This is a genomic window from Pseudomonas cedrina subsp. cedrina (genome assembly GCF_001983175.1).
In the GTDB taxonomy this organism is placed as follows: Bacteria; Pseudomonadota; Gammaproteobacteria; order Pseudomonadales; family Pseudomonadaceae; genus Aquipseudomonas; species Aquipseudomonas cedrina.
This window is the reverse complement of sequence record NZ_MNPW01000005.1, coordinates 391,782-417,173: the sequence shown is the minus strand read 5'-3', so window position 1 is coordinate 417,173 and position 25,392 is coordinate 391,782. Positions and strand designations below refer to the sequence as shown.

17 protein-coding genes are annotated in these 25,392 nt (G+C 61.4%); 5 read left to right on the top strand and 12 right to left on the bottom strand.

Annotation, left to right across the window (positions count from 1 at the left end):
* The first annotated feature begins 61 nt into the window (after positions 1-61).
* Positions 62-1,438 (top strand): hypothetical protein, encoded by a 1,377-nt coding sequence (locus BLL36_RS12875; protein WP_076951811.1) that lies wholly within the window; start codon positions 62-64, stop codon positions 1,436-1,438.
* A 6-nt stretch (positions 1,439-1,444) separates the two neighbouring features.
* Here the strand turns inward: BLL36_RS12875 and BLL36_RS12870 are convergent, their stop codons facing one another.
* From BLL36_RS12870 to BLL36_RS12855, 4 genes are read right to left on the bottom strand one after another with little or no spacing between them, the layout of a single operon-like run.
* Positions 1,445-2,371, bottom strand: a complete 927-nt coding sequence (locus BLL36_RS12870; RefSeq protein ID WP_076951810.1) for an ABC transporter permease — start codon at positions 2,369-2,371, stop codon at positions 1,445-1,447.
* The gene (locus BLL36_RS12865) at positions 2,368-3,318 is read right to left on the bottom strand and encodes an ABC transporter permease (RefSeq protein WP_076951809.1); all 951 of its coding nucleotides are present in this window, start codon (positions 3,316-3,318) and stop codon (positions 2,368-2,370) included. The genes BLL36_RS12870 and BLL36_RS12865 overlap by 4 nt, the downstream gene beginning before the upstream one ends.
* Entirely contained in the window at positions 3,311-4,834 is a 1,524-nt protein-coding gene (locus BLL36_RS12860) for a sugar ABC transporter ATP-binding protein (RefSeq protein WP_076951808.1), read from the bottom strand. The genes BLL36_RS12865 and BLL36_RS12860 overlap by 8 nt, the downstream gene beginning before the upstream one ends.
* Complete coding sequence (locus BLL36_RS12855) at positions 4,834-5,805, bottom strand: sugar ABC transporter substrate-binding protein (protein WP_076951807.1); 972 nt, start codon at positions 5,803-5,805, stop codon at positions 4,834-4,836. Before BLL36_RS12855 ends, BLL36_RS12860 begins: the two co-directional genes overlap by 1 nt.
* Before the next feature lie 331 nt (positions 5,806-6,136).
* On the opposite strand from BLL36_RS12855, the gene BLL36_RS12850 reads away from it, so the two are divergent.
* The gene (locus BLL36_RS12850; RefSeq protein ID WP_076951806.1) at positions 6,137-7,531 is read left to right on the top strand and encodes a M10 family metallopeptidase C-terminal domain-containing protein; all 1,395 of its coding nucleotides are present in this window, start codon (positions 6,137-6,139) and stop codon (positions 7,529-7,531) included.
* 41 nt (positions 7,532-7,572) lie between these two features.
* Here the strand turns inward: BLL36_RS12850 and BLL36_RS12845 are convergent, their stop codons facing one another.
* The 8 genes from BLL36_RS12845 to glnE form a co-directional block, all read right to left on the bottom strand.
* Positions 7,573-9,030 carry a lipopolysaccharide kinase InaA family protein gene (locus BLL36_RS12845; RefSeq protein ID WP_076951805.1) on the bottom strand — a complete coding sequence of 486 codons (1,458 nt, stop codon included), beginning with the start codon at positions 9,028-9,030 and terminating at the stop codon, positions 7,573-7,575.
* Positions 9,030-9,785, bottom strand: a complete 756-nt coding sequence (locus BLL36_RS12840) for a lipopolysaccharide kinase InaA family protein (RefSeq protein ID WP_076951804.1) — start codon at positions 9,783-9,785, stop codon at positions 9,030-9,032. Before BLL36_RS12840 ends, BLL36_RS12845 begins: the two co-directional genes overlap by 1 nt.
* Positions 9,782-10,516, bottom strand: coding sequence for a lipopolysaccharide kinase InaA family protein (locus BLL36_RS12835; RefSeq protein WP_076951803.1), 735 nt, complete (start codon positions 10,514-10,516; stop codon positions 9,782-9,784). Before BLL36_RS12835 ends, BLL36_RS12840 begins: the two co-directional genes overlap by 4 nt.
* Positions 10,516-11,322: a lipopolysaccharide core heptose(I) kinase RfaP gene (gene rfaP, locus BLL36_RS12830; protein ID WP_076951802.1), complete on the bottom strand. Its 807-nt coding sequence runs from the start codon at positions 11,320-11,322 to the stop codon at positions 10,516-10,518. Before rfaP ends, BLL36_RS12835 begins: the two co-directional genes overlap by 1 nt.
* Positions 11,319-12,443, bottom strand: a complete 1,125-nt coding sequence (locus BLL36_RS12825; RefSeq protein ID WP_076951801.1) for a glycosyltransferase family 4 protein — start codon at positions 12,441-12,443, stop codon at positions 11,319-11,321. The genes rfaP and BLL36_RS12825 overlap by 4 nt, the downstream gene beginning before the upstream one ends.
* Entirely contained in the window at positions 12,443-13,504 is a 1,062-nt protein-coding gene (gene waaC / locus BLL36_RS12820) for a lipopolysaccharide heptosyltransferase I (RefSeq protein WP_076951800.1), read from the bottom strand. The genes BLL36_RS12825 and waaC overlap by 1 nt, the downstream gene beginning before the upstream one ends.
* 1 nt (position 13,505) lies before the next feature.
* A complete protein-coding gene (gene waaF / locus BLL36_RS12815) occupies positions 13,506-14,540 on the bottom strand; it encodes a lipopolysaccharide heptosyltransferase II (protein WP_076951799.1) in 1,035 nt (344 codons plus the stop codon).
* Between the two features lie 215 nt (positions 14,541-14,755).
* Entirely contained in the window at positions 14,756-17,695 is a 2,940-nt protein-coding gene (glnE, locus tag BLL36_RS12810) for a bifunctional [glutamate--ammonia ligase]-adenylyl-L-tyrosine phosphorylase/[glutamate--ammonia-ligase] adenylyltransferase (protein ID WP_076951798.1), read from the bottom strand.
* 383 nt (positions 17,696-18,078) lie between these two features.
* Here glnE and aceE point away from each other — a divergent pair, with 383 nt between their 5' ends.
* The 3 genes from aceE (at position 18,079) to BLL36_RS12795 (ending at position 25,386) form a co-directional block, all read left to right on the top strand.
* Positions 18,079-20,724, top strand: coding sequence for a pyruvate dehydrogenase (acetyl-transferring), homodimeric type (gene aceE, locus BLL36_RS12805; RefSeq protein ID WP_076951797.1), 2,646 nt, complete (start codon positions 18,079-18,081; stop codon positions 20,722-20,724).
* A gap of 11 nt (positions 20,725-20,735) precedes the next feature.
* Positions 20,736-22,385, top strand: coding sequence for a dihydrolipoyllysine-residue acetyltransferase (aceF, locus tag BLL36_RS12800; protein WP_076951796.1), 1,650 nt, complete (start codon positions 20,736-20,738; stop codon positions 22,383-22,385).
* Positions 22,386-22,701: 316 nt separating this feature from the next.
* On the top strand, positions 22,702-25,386 hold the full coding sequence (locus BLL36_RS12795; RefSeq protein WP_076951795.1) for a putative bifunctional diguanylate cyclase/phosphodiesterase: 2,685 nt from the start codon (positions 22,702-22,704) through the stop codon (positions 25,384-25,386).
* Positions 25,387-25,392 lie beyond the last annotated feature (6 nt).

The following is a 25,392-nucleotide window of genomic DNA, read 5'->3' as shown; positions in this document are numbered from 1 at the left end:
ACAAAACCTGATGAGGGCGGTCCAAAGGCCTGATCAAACTTCCAGTCTGCAAGGAACGCACATGAAACACATCGCGGTTATCGCAGCCCTGGGCTTGCTCAGTGGTTGCGGCGTGCAAGGCATCAAGGGCGACGCCCCGTATAAAGACATGCTCAAGAAGCCGCTGATGACCGACTCGATCATGCGCGATGGCGACGACCTCAGTTACCAGGTTCAAGTCACGCTGACCGCCAATGCCGCCGTGCCGGATATCGCGCAAATTCAAGCGTCCTGCACCACCCCCAGCGGGAGCCTGCTGTTCATGGAAGCCCCAGGTGCCCCGCAGCCCGATGGCCAACCTACGCGCATTACCGTCATGCGCAACCTGACGCCGGCCGTGGTTGGCGAGCTGCAACAGAACGCCAGCTTTACCGACGCCTGCGCCCGCACGCCGCGCCCGGACTGGCGCCTCGTCAGCACTACGGGCACCCAACGCCAATTGTTGATCGACCGTGCCAGCCTCAAGACCGTGGGCGACAAAGTCGAGTTCTGGGGCGCCTACGATGAGCCGCTCATCCTGATCAACAAACTCAAGAAGATGCCCTATGCCCAGACGCGCATGCACTGGGAGGTCAGTTGCAGCCGCCAGACCTATCGCACCCTGGCCGCCTTCAGCCTCACCCCGAAAAACACGGTGACCTTCGGCAACGTAGTCGCCATCCCCGTAGCCCAGCCCTTCAGCGGCGCCGAGGCGGATACACAGACCCTGCTCAAGGCCGCGTGCTCACCGACAACCGCGCAGTTGCCGGTCGCCGTTGCGCGTACCAAGCTTCAGCAATCCCTGACACCCGCCTCTGTCCCGGCAGCGGTGACAGAGGCGATCGCCGCATTGGGTATGCCCGTGGCAGCCAAGCCTCTGCGCCACCTTTTGGAAAAGCGTGACTTGGGTTCTTCCAGCTTGCGCACTGACGTATTCATTGAGCCTGCGGCTGGGAACGGCCCGCTTAAAATCCGCCGGGCCACCCAATTTTCAAGCACCCGCATCACCACATTCCGAGGATTGTTCAGCCTGACCTTCCAAAGCGATTTCGAACTGCACGGGATGAAAGTTTCGGCCGCCAGCAATGTCGAGCAACTGAGCTTTACCGGCGACTGGAAGCAGATGCCGATCGGCGCAACGCTGGGGTTCAAACTCAAGGAGCTCAATCGCAACACCGCCGAAGAGGATCGCGTGCTGTCCCGCGATTCGACCTGCGTCGTGGCGCGCGAATTGCCGGCCAGCAGCATCAACTCGGCGCTGAGTGGCAATGCGAAGGCGCTCAACTGCATAGCCACGGGTGATAACTACCAGGCCACCAGCACCGTCATGTACCTGCAGGAGTACGGGTACTTCTTTACCACCCAGGACGTCATCCAAGGCAAATACAAAACCCGTACGACACTGGTCAACGCACAATAGCCTCGACTAATAGCGCTCCAGCAGGCGCCGACTGGCAAAGCTGAAGGTCAACACTGCAAAGATCAGCACGCCGGTCGCCACTTGCTGCCAGTAGAAATTCCAGCCAATCAGCAGTAGCCCGTTGGCGATGACGTTGATGAACAGCACGCCCAGCAGGGTCCCGGGAATATTCGCCCGGCCCTGTCGGCTCAACGTAGTGCCGATGAAAACCGCGCCAATCGCGTTGAGCAAGAACGCGTTACCAGACAACGGCACATAGGCGCTGACCGTCGAGCTGAGCAGCACACCTGCGACCCCGCACGCCAAGGCAGTCGCCAACGCCACGACAGTGACGATACGGCGCACCGACAACCCTGAGTAATACGCCAGCAGCGGCTGGGTGCCCTGAGCCAGCAACTCACGCCCCAGGCGTCCGCGCGCGAGCGCCAGCCCGTACAACAGCCCCAGCCCCAAGACCATCAGCAACGGGGTAAGGCCCGTCAGCTCGGGCTTCAAGCCTTGGGCGATGTAGATCGGCTGGCCGCCGTCCGAAAGCAATTGCTGGACGCTGGTGCCGATAAACAACGTGCCCAGGGTGGCAAGGAACGGACTGATGCGCAGCCCGGCGATGAGACCGGCATTCACCACGCCCACCAGTAGCGCCGCGATCAGCGCGCCTGTCGCAGCGAACGTCCAACCATGACCCGCATTGAGCAGCACCACAAAGCTGAAACTGGCGAAATCCAGCGACGTGCCCACCGACAGATCAATACCGCCGGCCGCCACGGCGTACGTCATGCCGATGGCGACAATCGCCAGCAGCACGAAATTATTCAGCACCAGGCTTTGCAGGTTGCCGACACTGAGAAAGCCCGGCGCCTGCAGCGCAAACACCACGACGATCAGCGTGAACACCAGTGGCAATGTCAGCGGCAATAATGCGCGTGCGCTCATGCCGTCGCCCCCCGATTCAATGCACTGGACGCCGCGACAACCAGCAGGATCAAGACGCCCTGCACGCCGTTGACCCAAAAGCTCGAGACGTTAAGCAATTGAAAGCCATTGATCAAAAACCCGATCAACAGCGCCGCCAGCAAGGTGCCCGGAATGCTCGCCACCAGGCGCCGGGAAAACACCACACCGAGAAAGGCAATCGCCACCACCGACAACAGCATATCGCCCGAACCCGTGGTGCTGCCGCTGAAAAAAGCCGCCGAACACAGCGCGGCCACTGCGGCAGACAGACCCGACAGTAGATAGCTCGACAACACATAGCGGGGCACGCGAATACCCGCCGCCTCGGCAGCCTGGGGGTACTCTCCGACCGCGTGCAAGCGCAACCCGTAGGGCGAATGCTGGATCAGCAAGGTCAGCAGCCCCGCCATCACCAGCAGCACCCATGCCAGGGCCGGCACGCCCAGCCACGCGCCGCCGCTGAGCAGGTCCAGCAACGGCGAGTCAGTGGAGACCACTGTGTTTTCGGTCAGCACCAGTTCCAACCCGGCCAGCACGTTCATGCTCGCCAGGGTCGCCAACAACGGCGGCAAACGCAGCACCACCACGGCCAGCCCATTGAGCAGGCCGACCCCCAGGCCGCATGCCAGGGTCAGCAACAGCGATACCCACAGCTCCAGGCCGGCATTGTTGAGACGGCTGAACACCGCCGCACACAACCCCAGGTTGGCCGCCAACGACAGATCGAGCCCACCGGCGACGACATTCGAACCACCGCCGATAATCACGCAGGTCAACCCAAAAGCCAGCACCCCCAGGATCGCCGACTGGCTGAACACATTGGCCAGGTTGCCCAGCGACAAGAAATTCGGCGCCGCCACAGCGAACCCCAGCAGGATCGCCAGAAATACGCCCACCGACCCACGCCGCAGCAGTGCTTCAAGCATGTTCAACCTCCCGCGCCGACGTAGCCGCCACCGGTACTGCCCCGGTGGCACACGCCAGCAACTGATCACTGTCAGCCTCGCCAGCCCGAAACTCACCGGCGATCTCACCGCGATGCAGCACCAGGATTCGATCGCTGATGCCCAGCAGCTCAGGCAGATCCGAAGACAGCACCAACACCGCCGCGCCCTGCTCCACCAGGCGCCCGATCACCCGATAAATCTCGACCTTGGCCCCCACATCCACCCCCACGCAGGGTTCATCCAGCAGGTACACAGCTGAACGGCGACTGAGCCACTTGCCCAGGGCGACTTTCTGCTGGTTGCCGCCACTGAGTTGGCTGACCGCCGCCTGAGAACCAGGCGTCTTGATCGCCAGCTCATCGATCAGCCGCACAGTTTCCGCCTGCTCCCTGGCGCGACTCAACAGGCCCCAGCGAGTGAACCTGCCAAGGCTCGCCAGCGTGAGGTTTTCCAACACCGACAACAGCGGCGAAATCCCCTGGCTGCGCCGCTCTTCCGGCACCAGCGCAACCCCTGCGGCAATCGCCTGGCCCGGCGAATGCAGGCGCAGCAAACGCCCGTTCAGATGAATGCTGCCGCTGTCGGCCTGCTCGACGCCGAACAGTGTCTTGAGTAACTCCTTGGCGCCCGAACCCACCAACCCGGTGAGACCGACGATTTCCCCGCGCCGCACGTGCAGGTCGATCTGCCGATAGCCCCGCGCCAGGCTCAACCCGCGCACTTGCAGCAAAGGCTCGCCCAGCTCGACTTTGGCCTTGGGGTACATGTCCTGCACGTCGCGATTAACCATCAGCCGCGCAATGTCGGCACTGGAGGTATGCCGTGGCTGCACCACCGCCACGTCCCGACCATTGCGCAACACGGTGACTTCATCGCACAGGCTGTCGATTTCCTGCAGGTAATGGGAGATGTACAAAATCGACAAGCCCTGGTCGCGCAGGCGCTTGACGATGCGCAGCAACTGGTCGACCTCACGCTTGACCAACGCCACGCTGGGTTCGTCGAATACCAGGATCTTGGGCTGGCGGATCAACGCCCGCGTGATCTGCAGCACCTGGCGTTCGGCGCTGTTCAATTCGCCCACCAGCGCACCGGCCGGCAGCTGCAGGTCAAAGTACTCCCCCAGCAAACGCTGCGCCTCGCGCTGCTGCCGACGCCGGTCCACAAACGGGCCTCGGCGTAATTCATGACCAAAAAACAGCGCCTCACCCACAGTAAAACTCGCCGGCAACAGGCGCTCCTGGTGGATGAACTGCACCCCCAATGCGTCGACCTGGCGCGGTGACAACGCGCCATACGCTTGACCGTCGATACTCACTTGCCCGGCGTCGGCCTTGTGGATGCCGGCCAGCACCTTGATCAAGGTCGATTTACCGGCGCCGTTCTCGCCCACCAACCCGTGGATGGTGCCACGCTCGACCTTGAGGCTCGCATCATCCAGCGCCAACGTGGCGCCAAAGCGCTTATGCAGGTTCTGCAGGTGCAACGCCGTCATCAGTCACCCCGCAATTGCTGGACCTGCGCCAGGTTGCCGGCGGTGGTCAGCAACGTGGCCACATGGGTTTCCCTGGGCAAGTCACGTTGCCCAGCCAAGTAGCGCGCAACGTTCTGCACGGCGGTCTTGCCGATCAGTGCCGGTTGTTGCGCGACTACTGCGCCGACCGGTGAGTTCGCCTGACTGATCAGGGCCAGCACTTCAGGGGTGCCGTCGACGCCATAGGTTTTGATTTCGGTGCGTTTGGCATCGATCAATGCCTTGCTCGCGCCCAATTGCGGAATGTCCCACGCCGACCAGATTGCCGAGACGCTGCCCGCCGGGTATTTATTGAGCAGTGCCGAGACCTGGGAGTAGGCGTCCTGCACGGTATTGGGGATCACGTCGCGCAGCTCGGGCTGGATAATTTCCAGCTGTGGGTAATCCTTGAGCGCCAGCTTCAACTGGTCATAACGGATCGCACACACCGGTACGCCATAGAAACCGTTGAACACCAGGATCTTGCCCTTGCCGCCGGCATCCTTGATCAGCTGATCGGCCAGTGCCTTGCCGGTGGCGACGTTATCCGAGGTGGTGTTGTTGAGACTGTATTGCGACGGTGCATCGATGGTGAACAACGGAATGCCGGCTTTGCTGATGCGCTTGAGCCAGGGGTCGATCACGCTGAGGGTGCCAAGGGTCTGGATCACCGCATCGGGCTTCTGAGTGACCACGGTTTGCAGCTGGGTGACCAAATTCTTGTCATTACGACCCGCATCAAGGGTGATGGGTGTACCGCCGAGGCGCTTGATCTCATCGACCTGGGCCTGGAACGCCTTGATATCGAAATAATGACTGGTACCGGTCATGCTCACAGCGATGCGTTTGCCGACCAGGGACGGCACGGCATCGTCGTCGTCGGCGGCGTGGGTTGTGCCGCCCAGCAACAGAGCGGCGCCGAGGCAGATCAAACGGGAAAGCGTGGAAGGCATACAGGGCTCCTGAGCCACCGGTGAAAGGGTTCACCCAGTGGCAATGCAGAGCTCATGCCAGGATTTTTATCCATTTAAATCAGCAAGATACAAACCATCGACGAAAACAGACTGTCGTTCCCAGGCATAACTGCCCAATCACTGTTGCCCACACAACACCTGTAGTTACCCATGCCCATCGCAGACAAGCCAGAAAAGCAGATCTGCGAAATACACCCAAACTGCTCTCGCCAGCGATTCTGCGGAACTGAATTTGGCACAACGGCCACAAGAAAAACGTCTGTCAGTTGTCAGTTGAATCGTCTATCGCTGAAGGTCCCCGAGGAGCAACATGAATAACCTGAACATCAACCTTGCCCATAGTCGGCTTACCAGCCAACAACATCAAAATATTGCCGGTATCATCCATAAAAATCAGCGTGGCGAAGGCCTGAAGTCTGGACTGCCTTCTTTATCCCTCGACCATGTTGTAGAGGCCTCCCAACGCGCCGGCAGCCATTCAAACGCTTTGCGCCCTGAGGAGGGTACACAGGTCACCTACACCTTGGGCGATACGTCGCAATCAGTCACACCAGCCCATACCGAGCCTGGCGAGTTCTCAGATGCGCAAAAAAACAGAATCCGCGAAACTTTCGAGCACTTCAGTGACGCTGCAAAAGTAAAATTCAAAGAGTCCGCCATGGCCTCATCCAACCATGTGCAGATAAAAATCGATAACGCGAATTTCGATTGGAAGGATCCTTACTACATAAATTCGACAGATGGGCATTCTGACGTCCCGCTGTTGCAGCGCCACGCAAACGACCTTGAAAAGCCAAATAACTACGCGAACCACATCATCGCCAAGGCCTTGGCATTCAAACTCGGACTCCCATCCACCGATGACGTGACACGTGAAAAAAAATACGCGGAAAACACACTTGCTCATACACTGAGGAGCCCTTATTCGGAAGGACGATCAGACTTCCGATTTGGGAAGGGGCACCTGGACAATCAATATTCAAGCACACCGATGATGGATGACATTTCCCTCCTTCAAAAAAAATACGGCGCGAATCACGAGACACGTTCAACGGACACCGTGTACGGGTTTAATTCGAACGCTGATCGTGAAGTGTTCAAGTTAACGTCTGACGCTGAACTTCCAGTATTTTGTGTATGGGACGGCGGAGGCAAAGACACCTTTGATTTTTCGAAATACAAGGAAGATCAAGTCATCAATCTGACGCCGGGTAGTTTTTCAAATGTGGGCGGCGGTGTGGGCAATGTTTCCATTGCGCAAGGCGTAACCATTGAGCGCGCCATTGGTGGCGAGGGCGACGACATTCTTATCGGTAATGAAAAGAATAATGAACTGCTGGGTGGCGGCGGTGACGACATGCTCTATGTAGCGGCGAACTCTGGTTACAATAAGTTATGGGGTGGCCCAGGCCAAAACACCTTCGTCATTGGTGCAAGCGCCCCTGAAGCCCAGATTGAAAACACCGAAATAAAGGACTTTATGAGCGGCAGGGATCGCCTGGGTGTGTCTGCTCTTCGCGCCGCCAGTGGCCGTTCCGATTTAAAAGTGGTGAATCAATACACCGGACGAGGCGGCGAAGTCACGATTGATTACTTTGCAAGCCACAACCTCACGTTATTGCGTTTCGACATTAACGGAGACCGAAAAGACGATTGTTTGATCACCGTGAACGGAAAAATCGAACCCACTGATATATTGGCTTGATCGGCGACAAACCGGTATATCCGTAGCCGTAAGCCGCGCCGCTACAGGGAGCCACCAACTTGAAGCCCTTTCGGCAAGCGCTCATCGATCAACTGATACAGCGCGCTGTCCTGCGGCCAGTTGCGCATGAACCGCGCCCGGTCCTTGGCAAACGCCGGGGCGAAGCTGGCGTCGGAGCTGTGCTGGCGCATGGCGTCGAGGTCGATCAGCGACCAGCGATCCTTGTCCCAGAACAGGTTGTGCCCCTTGAAATCACCATGACTGATGCGTTCGCGGATCAGCTCGGCAAACAGATGGTCCAGGGCCAGCAGTTCGTCTTCCGGCGCATCACCCTTTTCAACATAGGGCGCGAAGCGTTCGATGATGTCCGGCCCGGTGATGAGTTCGGTCACCAGATAGGCGCGGCCGCGCAGCCAGCAAAAGCGCTTTTCCAGCACCGCCAGTGGCTTGGGCGTGGCGATGCCAAGAAAAATCAGGCGATTGCCTTCGCGCCAGGAATGCCAGGCGCGGCTCGGGCGCCAGAAGCGTTTGAGCCAATGGGCGATCCCCTTGATGTTGTAGCGTTTGATCACCAATGAGCGCCCTGCCACTTCGGCCTTGGCCACCGTGGCGGCACCACCGGTCTTGAAGAGATGGCCCTGGCTGAGCAACGCGTCAGCCTGTTCCAGCACCGGCAGCATCGCGGCTTCTTCCTCGCGACGGATGGCACGCAGTGCAAACGGCCCGCGCAGGACACTGAACAGCGTGCATTCACGGCCGACCTTGTTGAGAAAATCCTTCAGGCGCCAGGCACTGACTTTGCGCACCTGCTTTTCCAACGCTTGCATCGGCAGGGCGTGTTCGCCGTTGCCGAGCAGGTAATACACCAGCAGCTCTTCGTTGAACGGTTCGAGGTTCTTCGGCAACTGGGCGAAAAATACCCCGAGGTTTTCCAGCACGCGGTTGCGCGACAGTGGCTTGCCCGCCTCTTCCACACGAATCCCGGCGCCGTCGATCAAGTACAGTTTGCCGTCCTGACGCAGCAGGTTGTCCAGGTGCAGGTCTTCCTGCCACAGGCCTTTGGCGTGCATCCGGGCAATCGCGCCCAGCGCTTCGGCAAGCACCGCCGTTTGCTCATCGGCCAAAGGCGGCAGGTTTTCGACGGCATGCCAGGCATCGGCCAGGCTTTCGGCGCCTTCGATAAATTCGAACAGCAGCCAGCCGCCCTCGCCTTCCTGCAAGCCATCGGCCAACAGCAACGGCGTGGTCAGGCCTTGCTCGGCGAGCAGGCGCACACCGCTGAGCTCACGCTGAAACTGTCTCGCCGCCCTGCTGCCTACCAGCAATTTGGCCAGCACCGGACGCCCGCGCCATACCGCAGCGCCTACGTAGCGCTCGCCCGGCAGTACGCGCAGCAGGCTCAGCAGTTGCAATTGACCTGGGCCCGCCGCATCGGCCAGCTCAAGGGTCAGGGGCAGATCCGGAGTGCGACCGGCGGTTTTCAGCTCAGACAAACGCATCAGCGGTTTTCCTTGTGGCTACGACGGGTATTCAGGCGCTGGAACCACGTATCGACCAGCGTACCGTCCGCCGGCTGCTGCAGATACGCCGCCAACAGCTGGCGTACCTGCACGTCGGACCATTGGGGCGCGCGACGCAACAACGGCTCCAGATCCTTGACCCGGTCCCGCCAGCCGAACAGCAGCGGGCGGGTTTTTTCCAGGTCGATCAACTGCGCGGCATAACCGTCGCCGGTCGCCTGCAGGAAAATATGCTTGGGGTAAAAACAGCCATGCACCTGGCCGACGCTGTGCAACCGACGGGCAAGTTGACCGCAGGCCAGCAGGATCGCACGGTGCTGGGCATCGCTCAGCGAAGGCCATTGTTCCAGCAGCGAATCCAGGTCGTTCCAGCCGTCCAGCGCGCGCGTGAGCAGCATCGCGCGGTGTTCACCCGCGACTTTGCGCTCGCCGTAGAACACCGCTTGCAACGCCGGGACACCGAGCTTGCGATAGCGGCTAATGTTACGAAATTCGCGGGAGAAACTCGGCTCGCCAAAAGGCCGGTGCAGGCTGCGCGTCAGGTAATTGCTCTGGCGCTTGAGGTAGTAACCGTGGCCGTCGAGCTCCAGGCGAAACACACTGCTCCAGCCGCCGCGACTGGTATTGGGCTCGTCGACCGCATCCAGTTGCCTGGCCCACAGGGCGTCGAACGTCGCCAGGCCGTTGCGCTCCAGCAGCGCACGGTCTTCAGACGCCAGGAAATCATCACTCATTCACGTCCCTCGAAAAACTTCACCACATGGCGAATACGCTGTTTGTCTGCTGCACTGAGGTGCCGGCGCTGACGGTACTGCATGTAGAAACGCAGGCGCTGGGTGGCGGACAAGTGATATTTGGCCACCTTGTCCAGGCAAGCCAGATCCTTGGTGATGCGGTACTTGAGCCAGAAACCGCGCCAGAAATCGCCATTGGGGCAATCGATCAGGTACAGCGTCGCCTGATCATCGATGAGCAGGTTGCGCCACTTCAAGTCGTTATGGGTAAAACGATGATCGTGCATCGTGCGCGTGTATTCGGCGAGCTGGCGGCTCACCGCATTGACCCACTTGGGGTCGCGCAGGCGTGCATCGTGACGCTCGGCCAGCACCGAAAGGTCTTCTGTCCTGGGCAACTCGCGGGTGATCATCGCGCCACGGTCATAGGCCAGGCCCTTGCGCTCCAGGCCCCAGGCAACCACGTCGGCCGTGGGAATGCCCCATTTGGCGAAACGCTTGAGGTTCTGCCATTCGGACTTCACCCGCGGCTTGCCCAGGTAACGCCGCAAACCCTTGCCGGCGCCGACGTAGCGCTTGACGTAGTAATTGACCCCGCCGCGCTCCACCCGGATCACTTCCGACAGCGGGTCGCGGGTCAGCCGCTCGCCTTGCAGGGCGAAGACCGCCTCAAGGCTGCCAAAATCATCCGCCAGGTTCGCGTACGCAGGTTCCAGGTTCCAACCCGCCATCAGATCGCATCCCCGTAGCGTTGCTTGCGCGCGTAGAGCTTGTCGGCCTTGCGCTGCATCAGGCTCAACGACGCCGACTGCTCGGCCAGGATCTGGCGCAGCGGCTGGCGGAAGTAGCCCTTGAGAAAACGCAGCTTGTCGCGACGGGTCAAGCCGATATCCAGCGCCGAGTAATACAGCGCCGAGAGGTCCTTGTCGCGCCAGCGCAGCGGCAGATGCGCACGCAACTGGGCACGGTGCAGGTCGATCACCGACAGCTTGATGTCGCTGGCGTCGATGGGCTTGGCGGTGTCCAGCAGGAAGTGGCACAGGTAGCAATCGCGGTGGTTCACGCCACCTCGGTGCATGTCGCCGACCATGCGCGCCAACTCGGCCGTGAGGGCGTGGCGCAGCGCGGGCGCAGGCGGTTCGGCCACCCAGTTGACGGTCAGGTCTTCCAGGCTGATGGTCGGCGCCAGTTCTTCGGTGATGATGAACGAATGCTGGTCCGCCGGGTTGCTGCCCTTCTCGCCGAAGGCCACGCCGGTCATGGTGGGCACGCCCAGTTCCTGCAAGCGGTGGATGGCATCCCATTCGAGGCCGGCGCCCAGCACCGGCAGCTTGGCGGTGATCAGGTTCTTGAAAATTTCCGCCCAACCGATGCCGCGGTGGATCTTCACGAAATACGGACGGCCAGCGACCTCGGTGCGCAACGTGCGACGTGCCGCCAGTTCGCGGAATACCTGGCCTTGCAGTTTCTCGACTTCGGCAAAGGCATCAAGCCCGGCCCATAACGTCTTGAACGGTTCGGCAAGAATCAACTTCATCGTTTTGGCTCCGCCAGAATCACATCCGCCGCGTGCTGCGGCATGCTGTAGAGGTCGGCCGTCTCGGCGAAGGCCAACCCATTGCGGCTCCAGGCCGCGCGCTGTGCAGTGTCGGTGAGCATATTCGCCAGGTAGCCGTTGAGCTGCGCTTGTTCAAACGGCTCATCCAGCACCAGGCCGCTGTCAGCCTCGGCGATGTAATGGGCATAACCACATACGGCCGAGACCAGCACCGGTAACCCGGCCACCAAGGCTTCGAGCAATACGGTGCCAGTGTTTTCGTTATACGCCGGGTGGATCAACAGGTCGGCGCCCAACAGGAAACGCGGGATATCGCTGCGCCCTTTGAGGAACTGCACGTTATCCCCCAGGCCCAGCGTGGCGCTTTGCAATTGGAATACCTTGGGGTCGTCCTGGCCGATTACAAACAGGCGTGTGCGTTTCTTGAGTTCAGCCGGCAATGCCGCCACGGCTTTGAGGCTGCGGTCGACGCCTTTGGTCTTGAAGCCGGAGCCGATTTGCACCAGTAGCAGGTCGTCATCGCCGAGGTTGAATTCCTTGCGGAAACCCTGGCGAATCTCGGCCGCATTCGGCGGCGCGCGACGGTCCTGGGCAATGCCCGGCGGCAGCAGGTGGAAGCGTTGCAGCGGTGTGTCGTAGTGCTTGATGAACAACGGCTGCTGCACTTCGGAGATCATCAGGATTTCGGTCTTGGCGTCCTTGGCGAAAACCGCGCGCTCGTACTCGGCAAAGTGGCGATAGCGGCCAAAGCTTTTGTACAGCGAGTGCCGCAGGTTTTGCGCCTTGTCTTCAAAACAGCCGTCGGCGGCGTAGTACACGTCCAGGCCGGGCATTTTGTTGAATCCGATCAGGCGGTCCACCGGGCGCTTGGCAAGGTCAGCCTCCATCCAGGCGCTGAGTTTCTCGTTGCGCCGGTGGTTGAAGAACGCCTTGACCGGCGCCACCAGCACTTCGAAACCGGGCGGGATGTCGCCTTCCCAGATCAGCGTATAGACACGAATCCGATGACCGCGCTGCTGGCATTCCAGGGCGATGCGCATGAAGTCACGCTGCAGACCACCGAAGGGGAAGTATTTGTACAACACGAAAGCCAGTTGCATCAGTGCAGCTCCTCAGCCAGTAACAACGTGCTCAGTCGGCTTGCCACACGCTCAGGGTTCAGGCGCGTGAAGCACAGGGGCGACTCGCGCTTGACGTCGAACCGACGCAGGTCGTCGGCCGTCGGTTGATAGGTACAGTGTTTCTGCAGGCATGGCGCGCAGGGCCAGTCGCTGGCCAGGTGGATCTGGCCCTTGCCGTAGGCACCGGTGAGGCCGGGGTTGGTCGGGCCGAACAGGGAAATGGTCGGCACATCCAGCGCCGCGGCCAGGTGACCAAGCCCGGTGTCCACCGCCACGCAGGCACGGGCGCCGGCCAGTACACGGGCGACACCGGCCAGGTTCAGCTTGGGCAGCACTTCGGCGTGTGGCAGGCCTTGGGCCAGGCGTTCGGCGCGGGCTTTTTCGTCGGCATTGCCCCACGGCAATTTCACCTCCACGCCCAGGCGCCCCATGCGTTCGGCCAGCTCGCGCCAGTAGGCTTCGGGCCAATGCTTGGTGTCCCAGGTGGTGCCGTGCAGCAGCAGCACGAAAGGTTTTTTTGGCGGCAGGCCAAGCAGCTTCTCGACGCTCAGGCCGTAGTCGCCCAGGCCTTTGGGCAAGTCATAACCCAGCGCCACGGCGAACAGTTGGCGCAAGCGCTCCACCGCATGCTGCCCGCGCGCCACGGCCAGGCGCCGCGAGTAGAAACGCGCGGCGATCGGTTCACGCGCCGAGCTTTTGTCAAAACCGGCAATGGGGGCACGCACATAGCGGGTCAGCCAGGCGCTTTTCAGCAGGCCCTGGGCATCGATCACCAAGTCATATTTGGTCGACTGGATGCGCTGCTTGAAGCGTCGCCACTCGCCGCTCTTGAGGGTTTGCCAAAGGTTTTTGCGCCAGCGCCGGATCGCCACCGGGATCACCTTGTCCACCGCCGGGTGCCAGGTGGGGATTTCGGCGAAGCCCTCTTCCACCACCCAGTCGAATTGAATGCCGGGGATCGCCCGCGCCGCATCGGTCAGTGCCGGCAAGGCATGGATCACGTCGCCCAGGGATGAGGTCTTGATTACCAGGACGCGCAAACTAACGGACCTCGACCACGGAGCCTTGCAACCGCTGCAAGGCTTCGTTCACCGGCTGCGGCAGCAACTGGCGCATGCAGTTGTAGTGACCGAACCGGCAGGTGCGATCGAAACACGGGCTGCAGTCCAGGCCCAGGCGCACCACTTCGACCTGGTCGGCCAATGGCGGCGTGAACCCAGGCGACGTCGAGCCGTACACCGCCACCAATGGACGGTTCAGGGCAGCGGCGACGTGCATCAGGCCGGAGTCGTTGGAGACCACCGAATCGGCACAGGACAGCAGGTCGATGGCCTCGGCAAGCGACGTATCGCCGCTGAGGTTGACCGCTTCTTCGCGCAGGCCGGGAATCAGGCGCTGACGAATATCTTCACCCACCGGATGGTCCTTCTTCGAACCAAACAACCACACCTGCCAGCCTTCGCGGATCCTGGCCTCGGCCACCTGGGCATAGTGCTCCGCCGGCCAACGCTTGGACTCGCCGAACTCAGCCCCCGGGCACAGCGCCAGGACCGGGCGGTCGAGCGCCAGGCCAAACTTGGCCAGCGCGGCGTCGCGGCTGACCGGGTCGATCCGCAGGCTCGGGCGTGGATATGGCTTGGGCAGCTCGGCGCCCGGCTCATAGGCCAGGGCCATGAAACGCTCGATCATCAGCCGATAGCGGGCCTTGTCCAGGGTGCGCACGTCATTGAGCAGCACGTAGCGGAACTCGCCACGCCAGCCGGTGCGCTTGGGGATGCCGGCAAAATACGGCACCAGCGCTGACTTGAGCGAGTTGGGCAACAGGATCGCCTGGTCGTACTGGCCGGCCAGGGATTTGCCGATGCGCCGGCGGGTCGCCAGCTCGAGGGCACCGTGGCCGAGCGGGAAGCTCAAGGCCTGGCGAACTTCGGGCATGCGTTCAAGGATCGGTCGGCTCCACTCGGGGGCGAGCACGTCGATCTGGCAGTCTGGGTGGCGCATGCGCAGGCACTGAAACAGTGTTTGCGCCATTACCATGTCACCGACCCAACTGGGCCCAACGATCAGAATATTCATGTAGTTTCCACAAACGATGCGGGGAGGCTTATGCCTCCCCGCCTCGATGATTACTGTAGGAGCGGGCTTATTTGAATACCGGCTATGTGGGAGCAGGCTTGTGAGGGAGCTGGCTTGCCTGCGATGGCATCACCTCGGTACGACTGAATGCCGAGGCGTCTGCATCGCGGGCAAGCCCGGCTCCCACACAAGCCCACTTCCCTTGCAATCAAGTTTCAGCTTAAACCCAGTTCCTTCCAGATTCGCATCACCTGCCGCCGCTCGTCGGCAAACTGATCCCCCGTCACCGTACCGGCCTCGTTCTGCAGGGCCTGGCGGTGCGCGGCGGATCGATAGGCCTTGTACACCTCGCGCAGCAGATGAGCATCGGCGGCGGGCATCAACCCCACCTGCTCCAGGCCTTCAAGAATGCGGATATTGTCGGTGTAGCGCAGCAACGATGGATGTTGTGCAGACCACGCCAAAGCTGCGTATTGCACCATAAATTCAATATCGACGATACCTCCGGCGTCCTGCTTGAGGTCGAACGCCGCCGTGGCTTCGAAGGCATTGGCGCCGGTACCGGCCGCCGTGCCCTTGGTACCCAGGTTGTCACGCATCTTGGCGCGCATCTCGCTGACTTCCTGGCGCAGCTTCGCCAGGTCCCGTTCCTGCCCCAGCACGTTGGCGCGCACTTGCTCGAACGCCTGGCCCACATCCTGGCTGCCCACCAGCACCCGGGCGCGAACCAAGGCCTGATGTTCCCAGGTCCAGGCTTCATTTTTTTGATAGCGGTCGAACGCCCCGAGCGAACTGACCAGCAGCCCGGAGGCGCCGGAAGGCCGCAGGCGCATGTCGACTTCGTACAGCTGGCCGGAGTTGGTCTGGGTGGTCAGCAGGTGGATGATGCGCTGGCCCAGACGCGTGAAGAACTGCGCGCCATCGATCGGCTTGGCGCCGTCGGTTTCGGCCTGCGGGTCGCCGTCGTGGATAAACACCAGGTCCAGGTCCGAACCATGCCCCAGTTCGATCCCGCCGACCTTTCCGTAGCCGACAATGATGAACCCGGGATCGCACAGGGTGCCGTCCAGGCGTTGTGGCGAGCCATGCCGCGCTACGGTCTGGCGCCAGGCCAGGGCCAGCACCTGTTCGAGAATCGCTTCAGCGAGCCAGGTAAGGTAGTCGCTGACTTTCATCAACGGCAGGCTGCCGGCGATTTCCGAAGCCGCCACGCGCAGGCGGTGGGCCAGCTTGAAATGACGCAAGGCTTCCATCTGCTGCTCAAGGTCGTCCTCGGGAATGCGTGTCAGGCGCTCGCGTAGCTCGGCCGCCAGCTCAGGCGCCAAGGGTGGCTTGAACAGGCGGCCTTCGTTGAGCAGTTCGTCGAGCAACAGTGGAAAGCGCGTGATCTGCTCGGCGATCCACGGGCTGGCAGCGCACAGGGTCAACAGCCGGCGCAGGGCGTCGGGGTTTTCCGTGAGCAGTACCAGGTAGGCGGACCGTCGGGCGACGGCTTCAACCAGCGGCAACACGCGCTCCAGCACCAGGTCGGGGTTTGCGTGTTCGACCGCCTGGGCGAGCAGACGCGGGATAAACGCGTCCAGGCGTTCGCGGCCCAGGCGCTGCATGGCACGCAGTTGCGGGCTGTTGCGCAGGCCGGCCAACGCCTTGAGGGCCTTGGTTGCGTCGGTGAAGCCCCCTTCGGCCAGTTGGCGGCAGGCCGCCTCGTCATCTTGGGATTCTTCCCACAGCGGTAACCATTCACCGCCTACGACCAATTCGCTTTCTTCGCCTTCTTCTTCATCCGGATCGGCGATCACCTGGCGGAAGTGCCAATCCACCCGGCCGCGCCAGTGCATCAGGCGCTCATGGAACGCGGCCCAGTCGGCAAAACCGAGCATAAAGGCAATGCGCGCCTGGTCTTCCGGGCTGTCCGGGAGCATTTGCGTCTGGCGGTCGGCAATCGCCTGGATCGCGTGTTCGGTGTAGCGCAGGAATTCATAACCATTGCGCAGTTCGGCAATCACCGCCGGCGGCAGGTAGCCCTGGCCTTCCAGGGTGCCGAGCACCTTGAGCAGCGGCCGCTGCTGCAGGCTCAGGTCGCGGCCGCCGTGGATCAGCTGGAATGCCTGGGCGATAAATTCCACTTCGCGGATGCCGCCCGAACCCAGCTTGATATTGTCGGCCATGCCCTTGCGCCGCACTTCCTGCTGGATCAACTGCTTCATGGTGCGCAGCGCTTCAATGGCGGAGAAGTCCAGGTAGCGGCGGTAGACGAACGGTCGCAGCATGTCGAGCAACTGCGCGCCCGCCACCTGGTCGCCCGCCACCACCCGCGCCTTGATCATGGCGTAGCGTTCCCAGTCACGGCCCTGGTCCTGGTAATACTGCTCCAGCGCGTTGAAGCTGAGCACCAGCGCACCGGCCGAACCGTAGGGGCGCAGGCGCATGTCGACGCGGAACACGAAGCCGTCGACGGTCATCGGGTCAAGAGCCTTGATCAGTTTTTGACCAAGGCGGATAAAAAACTCTTGGTTGTCCAGGGACCGTTTCACGCCGACCGTCTCGCCGCCTTCGGGGTAGGCGAAGATCAGGTCGATATCCGACGATAGGTTCAGCTCCACCGCACCGAGCTTGCCCATGCCGAGGATCACCATGTGCTGCGGCTCGCCGCTGCGTCGGCCGGTAGGCGTGCCGAACTGCGCGCAGTGGCGCTGGTACAGCCACTGGTAGGCCTGGTCGATGCTGGCGTCGGCCATGTCGGACAGATCGCGGCAGGTTTGCACCAGGTCCGCCTGGCGGGTCAGGTCGCGCCAGATAATGCGCACTTGCTGGCGGGTACGCTGGCGACGCAGCGCACGGCCCAGTTCGTCTTCTGTTTCGGCTTGTTGCACGGCGCCAGCCAGCTGCCCGCACAGCTCACCAGGCGCGAAACCCCGGTCCAGCTCGCCCGAGGCCACCAGCTCAAGCAACATCAAAGGGTCACGAAGGCTCTGTTCAATGACGAAATCACTGGCGGCGCACACACGGGCAAAGTCGGCCCACCGTTGCGACGTCCACGCAGAAAGTCCATGATCGTCTTCCAGCGCGGCCACGGCGTCACGAAATGACTGCTCGGCCCGCTGGGCTTTTGGCAAGAGAATGGCTGGCAATTCGGCCAATGTTGGCAGGCTCATGGTCTATCCTTGATCGGCGCGTAAATGGCTTGTTGCCGTGGACGTGATACCGACGCTACATGCAGGACTGTCGAACAAAGGTTATAAATAGCTGAAAAATCAAAGTTGTTGGCAGGGAACATTAAACATCTACCTTTTCTTGTTCGCAAAAGATCAACAATAACGATTATGCTCACCAGCCAGACCGAGCCATACGCTCAGTCTTGTGTAGTTTTACTACTCGTATATACATTCGAAAGGCTGAAATGGCCGACGATTTGTAGTAAAACTACAGGACGCCGAAGCAACCTTCGGCCATCCAAGAATTTATGTCGTCTGCCCACAAGGCCAGTCGCAAACTTCAGGCAACCGATTCTGGTAGCCTTTCCGCCCTGGAGCAAGCCATGCAAGACCTCGATCCCGTCGAAACCCAGGAATGGCTGGACGCCCTGGAATCGGTTCTCGACAAAGAAGGCGAAGACCGTGCTCACTACCTGATGACCCGTATGGGCGAACTCGCGACCCGCAGCGGCTCGCAACTGCCCTACGCCATCACTACGCCATACCGCAACACCATCCCCGTTACCCACGAAGCACGCATGCCTGGCGACCTGTTCATGGAACGCCGCATTCGCTCGCTGGTACGTTGGAACGCCATGGCGATGGTAATGCGCACGAACTTGAAAGATTCTGACCTGGGCGGTCACATCTCCAGCTTCGCTTCCAGCGCAACCCTGTATGACATCGGCTTCAACTACTTCTTCCAGGCCCCGACCGACGAACACGGCGGCGACCTGATCTACTTCCAGGGCCACACCTCGCCAGGCGTCTACGCCCGTGCGTTCATGGAAGGCCGCATCACCGAAGAGCAAATGAACAACTTCCGTCAGGAAGTCGACGGTCAGGGCCTCTCGTCCTACCCGCACCCTTGGCTGATGCCTGATTTCTGGCAGTTCCCGACCGTTTCCATGGGTCTGGGCCCTATTCAAGCGATCTACCAGGCACGCTTCATGAAGTACCTGGAAGCCCGCGGCTTCATCCCTGAAGGCAAGCAGAAAGTCTGGTGTTTCCTGGGCGACGGCGAGTGTGACGAGCCGGAATCCCTGGGCGCCATCTCCCTGGCCGGCCGCGAGAAGCTGGACAACCTGATCTTCGTCATCAACTGCAACCTGCAGCGCCTCGACGGCCCGGTTCGCGGCAACGGCAAGATCATCCAGGAACTCGAAGGCGTGTTCCGCGGCGCTCACTGGAACGTGACCAAGGTCATCTGGGGCCGCTTCTGGGACCCACTGCTGGCCAAGGACGTCGACGGTATCCTGCAACGTCGCATGGACGCAGTCATCGACGGCGAGTACCAGAACTACAAGGCCAAGGACGGCGCATTCGTGCGTGAGCACTTCTTCAACACGCCTGAACTCAAGGCGATGGTTGCCGACCTGTCCGACGACGAGATCTGGAAGCTCAACCGTGGCGGCCACGACCCGTACAAGGTCTACGCGGCGTACCACGAAGCGGTCAACCACAAGGAACAGCCGACCGTCATCCTGGCCAAGACCATCAAGGGTTATGGCACCGGTGCCGGCGAAGCGAAAAACACCGCGCACAACACCAAGAAAGTCGATGTCGACAGCCTGAAGTTGTTCCGCGACCGCTTCGACATCCCGGTCAAGGACGAAGAGCTGGAGAACCTGCCGTTCTTCAAGCCGGAGCCGAACAGCGCCGAAGCCCGCTACCTCAGCGAGCGTCGCACCGCACTGGGCGGTTTCGTGCCGCAGCGCCGCGCCAAGAGCGTGAGCATCCCGACCCCGCCACTCGATACCCTCAAGGCTATCCTGGACGGCTCGGGCGACCGTGAAATCTCCACCACCATGGCCTTCGTGCGGATCCTCGCGCAGCTGGTCAAGGACAAGGAAATCGGTTCGCGCATCGTACCGATCATCCCGGACGAAGCCCGTACCTTCGGTATGGAAGGCATGTTCCGTCAGTTGGGCATCTACTCCTCCGTCGGCCAGCTCTACGAGCCAGTCGATAAAGACCAGGTGATGTTCTACAAGGAAGACAAGAAAGGCCAGATCCTCGAAGAAGGCATCAACGAAGCGGGCGCCATGAGCTCCTTCATCGCTGCCGGTACGTCGTACTCCAGCCACAACCAGCCGATGCTGCCGTTCTACATCTTCTACTCGATGTTCGGCTTCCAGCGCATTGGCGACCTGGCATGGGCCGCCGGCGACAGCCGTACCCGTGGTTTCCTGATCGGCGGTACCGCCGGGCGCACCACGCTGAACGGCGAAGGCCTGCAACACGAAGACGGTCACAGCCACATCCTGGCTGCCACCATCCCGAACTGCCGCACCTTTGATCCAACCTACGGCTACGAGCTGGCGGTGATCATCCAGGACGGCATGAAGAAGATGACCGAAGAGCAGCAGGACGTTTTCTACTACATCACCGTGATGAACGAGTCCTACCAGCAGCCAGCCATGCCGGCCGGCGTGGAAGAAGGCATCATCAAGGGCATGTACCTGCTCGAAGAAGACACCAAGGAAGCGGCGCACCACGTACAGCTGATGGGCTCCGGCACCATCCTGCGCGAAGTGCGTGAAGCGGCGAAGATCCTGCGTGACGAGTTCAACGTCGGCGCCGACGTGTGGAGCGTCACCAGCTTCAACGAACTGCGTCGCGACGGCCTGGCCGTAGAGCGCAACAACCGCCTGCACCCAGGCCAGAAGCCACAACTGAGCTATGTCGAAGAGTGCCTGAACGGCCGTAAAGGTCCGGTCATTGCCTCCACCGACTACATGAAGCTGTTTGCTGAACAAATTCGCCAGTGGGTCCCGTCCAAGGAATTCAAAGTCCTGGGCACCGACGGTTTCGGCCGCAGTGACAGCCGCAAGAAGCTGCGTCACTTCTTCGAAGTCGACCGTCACTTCGTGGTGTTGGCAGCCCTGGAAGCCTTGGCTGACCGTGGTGAGATCGAACCCAAGGTGGTGGCCGATGCCATCGTCAAGTTCGGGATCAACCCGGAAAAACGCAACCCACTGGACTGCTGAGGAGACTTTTTGTGAGCGAACTCATTCGCGTACCTGACATCGGCAGCGGTGAAGGTGAAGTAATCGAGCTGTTTGTGAAGGTCGGCGACACCGTCGAAGCCGACCAGAGCATCCTGACCCTTGAGTCGGACAAGGCGAGCATGGAAATCCCTGCTCCCAAGGCCGGCGTGGTCAAGAGCCTGAAAGTAAAGCTGGGCGACCGTCTGAAAGAAGGCGACGAACTGCTTGAGCTGGAAATCGAAGGTGCCGCCGATGCGGCACCAAAGGCGGCTCCTGCCGCCGCTGACGCACCGGCGCCGGCTGCTGAAAAGCCTGCTGCTGCCGAGGCTGCTCCAGCCCCGGCTGCCGCACCTGCCGCCGCCACGGTCCAGGACATTCACGTCCCGGACATCGGCTCGTCGGGCAAGGCCAAGATCATCGAGTTGCTGGTCAAGGTCGGCGACACCGTCGAAGCCGACCAGTCGCTGATTACCCTGGAGTCCGACAAGGCCTCCATGGAAATCCCGTCGCCGGCTGCCGGCGTGGTGGAGAGCATCGCGGTCAAGCTGGAAGACGAAGTCGGCACCGGTGACTTCATCCTCAAGCTGAAAGTACAAGGCGCTGCACCGGCCGCTGCGCCAGCTCCGACTACTGCCCCTGCCGCCAAGGCTGAAGCCGCTCCGGCCGCTGCCGCCCCTGCACCTGCTGCTGCAAAAACCGAGGCCGCACCGGCCCCGGCGGCTGCCGCGCCAGCGCCAAGCGGTGCCAAGGTTCACGCAGGCCCGGCCGTACGCCAGCTGGCCCGTGAATTTGGTGTCGAGCTCAACGCTGTGTCGGCCACCGGCCCGCACGGTCGGGTGCTGAAGGAAGACGTGCAGGTCTACGTCAAAGCCATGATGCAGAAGGCCAAGGAAGCACCGGCTGGCGGCGCGGCTACCGGTGGTTCGGGCATTCCGCCGATCCCGGTCGTGGACTTCAGCCGCTTCGGCGAAACCGAAGAAGTGCCGATGACCCGCCTGATGCAAATCGGCGCGTCGAGCCTGCACCGCAGCTGGCTGAACATTCCGCACGTGACCCAGTTCGACCAGGCCGACATTACCGACCTGGAAGCTTTCCGCGTTGCGCAGAAAGCCGTGGCCGAGAAGGCCGGCGTGAAACTGACCGTGCTGCCACTGTTGCTCAAGGCCTGTGCGCACCTGCTCAAGGAACTGCCGGACTTCAACAGTTCGCTGGCGCCGAGCGGCAAGGCGATCATCCGCAAGAAATACGTACACATCGGCTTTGCCGTCGACACTCCGGATGGCCTGCTGGTACCGGTCATCAAGAACGTCGACCAGAAAAGCCTGCTGCAACTTGCTGCCGAAGCGGCTGCATTGGCTGCCAAGGCCCGTGACAAGAAGCTCACCGCAGACGATATGCAAGGTGCGTGCTTCACCATCTCCAGCCTCGGCCACATTGGCGGCACTGGCTTTACGCCAATCGTCAACGCGCCGGAAGTGGCGATCCTGGGCGTATCCAAGGCAACCATCCAGCCTGTGTGGGACGGTAAAGCGTTCCAACCGAAGCTGATGCTGCCGCTGTCGTTGTCCTACGATCACCGCGTGATCAACGGTGCCGCTGCCGCTCGCTTCACCCAGCGTCTGAGCCAGCTGCTGAACGACATCCGCACCATCCTGCTGTAAGCACCAACAGGCCTCCTTTTGACCGGGGAGGCCTGGTTGCACCGATTTCCGAGCGCCACGCTCGTACCTCAACCCGGCCACTTGGCCGGGCTTTTTTTTGCCGGTTTTCGGGCACAAAGCTGGACATACAGGACAGGTTTGTACACCTTCCACCTCTCGACTGTAGAAATTCCTTTCGCGGCCGATACACCCCTTATAGCACTTAGCCTTCATCCTCTCTTGTCAGCCCGCGCCGCATGATGCAACCTTGCCGCAGGCAACAGAAAAGAGGGCGTGAGCCCGGCGCCGTGCGCGTAATTTCAAGTGAGTCCGACCCATGAAAAGCCAACCCGATGTCGCCCGAATGGCGGCCGAGGTAGTGACGCAGTTACCGGTGCCTTCGCGCCTCGGTATGCTGCGTTTCGAGCGGCTTAATGAGGCAAGCTGGGCCCTCCTCTACCTTGACCCCAATTGCGAGCGCCAATTCGGCCTGCCGGCGGTCGAGCTGTGCGCCCTGCTAGGTACGCCCTACGCCAGCCTGATGGAACCCCAGGCGCGTTATCAACTGCACGACACCATCCAGCAGCAACTGGCCCTGAGCCCCCATTACCTGGTGCGCTACACGTTGCACACCAACGACGGCCCGCTGAGCCTGCTGGAAATGGGCGAAGCCTACAAACAGCACAATCGCCACCTGCTGCGCGGCTACCTGATGGTGGTCGATGGCCTGTTCAGCGAAATTCCCGCGGCCGTGCCCACGCAAGACCTGGAAAACCAGAACAGCCGCCTGCAAATCGCCCTGGAACTCAACCAGCGCGCACAGCAGGAACAATTGCAGCACCTGGAGCGGGTGCGCGCCCAGCAGGAGTTGATCCTGCTGCTGGCCCGCCAGCGCTACACCATCAACAATTCGCTGCAGGAAGCCGCCGAGCTGATCACCCGCAGCGCCTGCGATGTCTACCAGATCGATTGCGCGAGCATCTGGAACCTTGAGGGTCAGCGCCTGGTGCCGATCTCGGCCTATCACCGTGACGATCAGCAACACCACATGCCCGAGCCCATTGACGCCAGCTGCTTTCCCGATTACCTGGAAGCCTTGCACACCAGCCGGGCCATCGACGCCACCAACGCCTTGCGCGACCCGCGCACCCGCGAAATGGCCGAGAACAAAGACATCCACGCCATACTCGACGCGAGCATCCGCGTCGACGGCCAGGTCGTCGGTGTGCTGTGCCTGGAGCAAAGCGGCAGTACGCGCGCCTGGCAGGCCGACGAAATCGCCTTTGCCGGCGAGCTGGCCGACCAGTTCGCGCAGGTTATCAACAACCACAACCGGCGCACCGCCACCAGCGCCTTGCACCTGTTCCAGCGGGCCGTGGAACAAAGCGCCAACGCCTTTCTGCTGGTCAACTGTGACGGCGTGGTGGAGTACGTCAACCCGAGCTTTACCGCCATCACCCAGTACAGCGCCGAAGAAGTCCACGGCCACCGCCTGGCGCAACTGCCGGCCCTGGAGAACCTCAGCGAGTTGCTGTTCGACGCGCCGTCGGCACTGGCCAAGAGCAACAGCTGGCAAGGCGAATTCAAGAGTCGACGCAAAAACCTGGAACCCTACTGGGGCCAGTTGTCGATTTCCAAGGTGTATGGCGACAACCGTGAGCTGACGCACTACATCGGCATCTACGAAGACATCACCCAGGCCAAGCTGGCCCAGCAGCGCATCGAGCGCCTGGCCTATACCGACAACCTGACCAACCTGGGCAACCGCCCGGCCTTCATCCGCAACCTCGATGAGCGCTTTGCCCGTGACAGCGACAGCCCTATCAGTTTGTTGCTGGTGGACATCGACAACTTCAAGCGCATCAACGACAGCCTGGGCCACCAGACCGGCGACAAGCTGCTGATCAGCCTGGCCCGCCGCCTGCGTAACAGCCTGAGCACCGGTGGCAGCCTGGCGCGGTTCGCCAGTAACGAATTCGCGGTATTGCTTGATGACACCGACCTGGAAAGCGGCCAGCAGGTGGCCAGCCAGTTGCTGGCGACCCTCGACAAACCGATGTTCGTCGACAACCAGTTGATCAGCGTCACCGGCTCCGTGGGCCTTGCCTGCGCGCCGCTGCATGGCCGCGACCCGCAGACCCTGATGCGCAACGCCGGACTGGCCCTGCACAAGGCCAAGGCCAACGGCAAACACCAGGTACAAGTGTTTACCGAGGCGCTGAATGCCGAGGCCAGCTACAAGCTGTTCGTCGAGAACAACCTGCGCCGCGCCCTCACCCAGAACGAGCTGGACGTGTTCTACCAGCCCAAGCTGTGCCTGCGCAGCGGCCGCCTGCTGGGCATGGAAGCGCTGCTGCGCTGGAACCACCCGGAAAAGGGCATGATCCGTCCCGACCAGTTCATCAGCGTGGCTGAAGAAACCGGCCTGATCATCCCCATCGGCAAATGGATCGCGCGCCAGGCCTGCCGTATGAGCAAGCGACTGAGCGCCGGCGGCATGGGCAACTTGCAGGTGGCGATCAACCTGTCACCCAAACAGTTCTCCGACCCGGACCTGGTGGCCTCGATTGCCACCATCCTCAAGGAAGAACAACTGCCGGCCAACCTGCTGGAGCTGGAACTGACCGAAGGCTTGCTGCTGGAAGCCACCGAGGACACGCGCCTGCAACTGGATCAACTGAAGAGCTTTGGCCTGACCCTGGCCATGGATGACTTCGGCACCGGTTACTCGTCGCTGAGCTATTTGAAAAAATTTCCCATCGACATCATCAAGATCGACCGCAGCTTCATCCACGAAATCCCGGATAACCAGGACGACATGGAAATCACCTCGGCCGTGATCGCCATGGCCCACAACCTCAAGCTCAAGGTCGTGGCCGAAGGCATCGAGACCGCCGAGCAACTGGCCTTTCTGCGCCGGCACCGTTGCGACGTGGGCCAGGGCTACCTGTTCGACCGGCCAATCCCCGGCGCGGAGCTGCTCGAGAAGCTTAAACGCTACCCGCGCGGGCCAATCGCCTGACAGCGC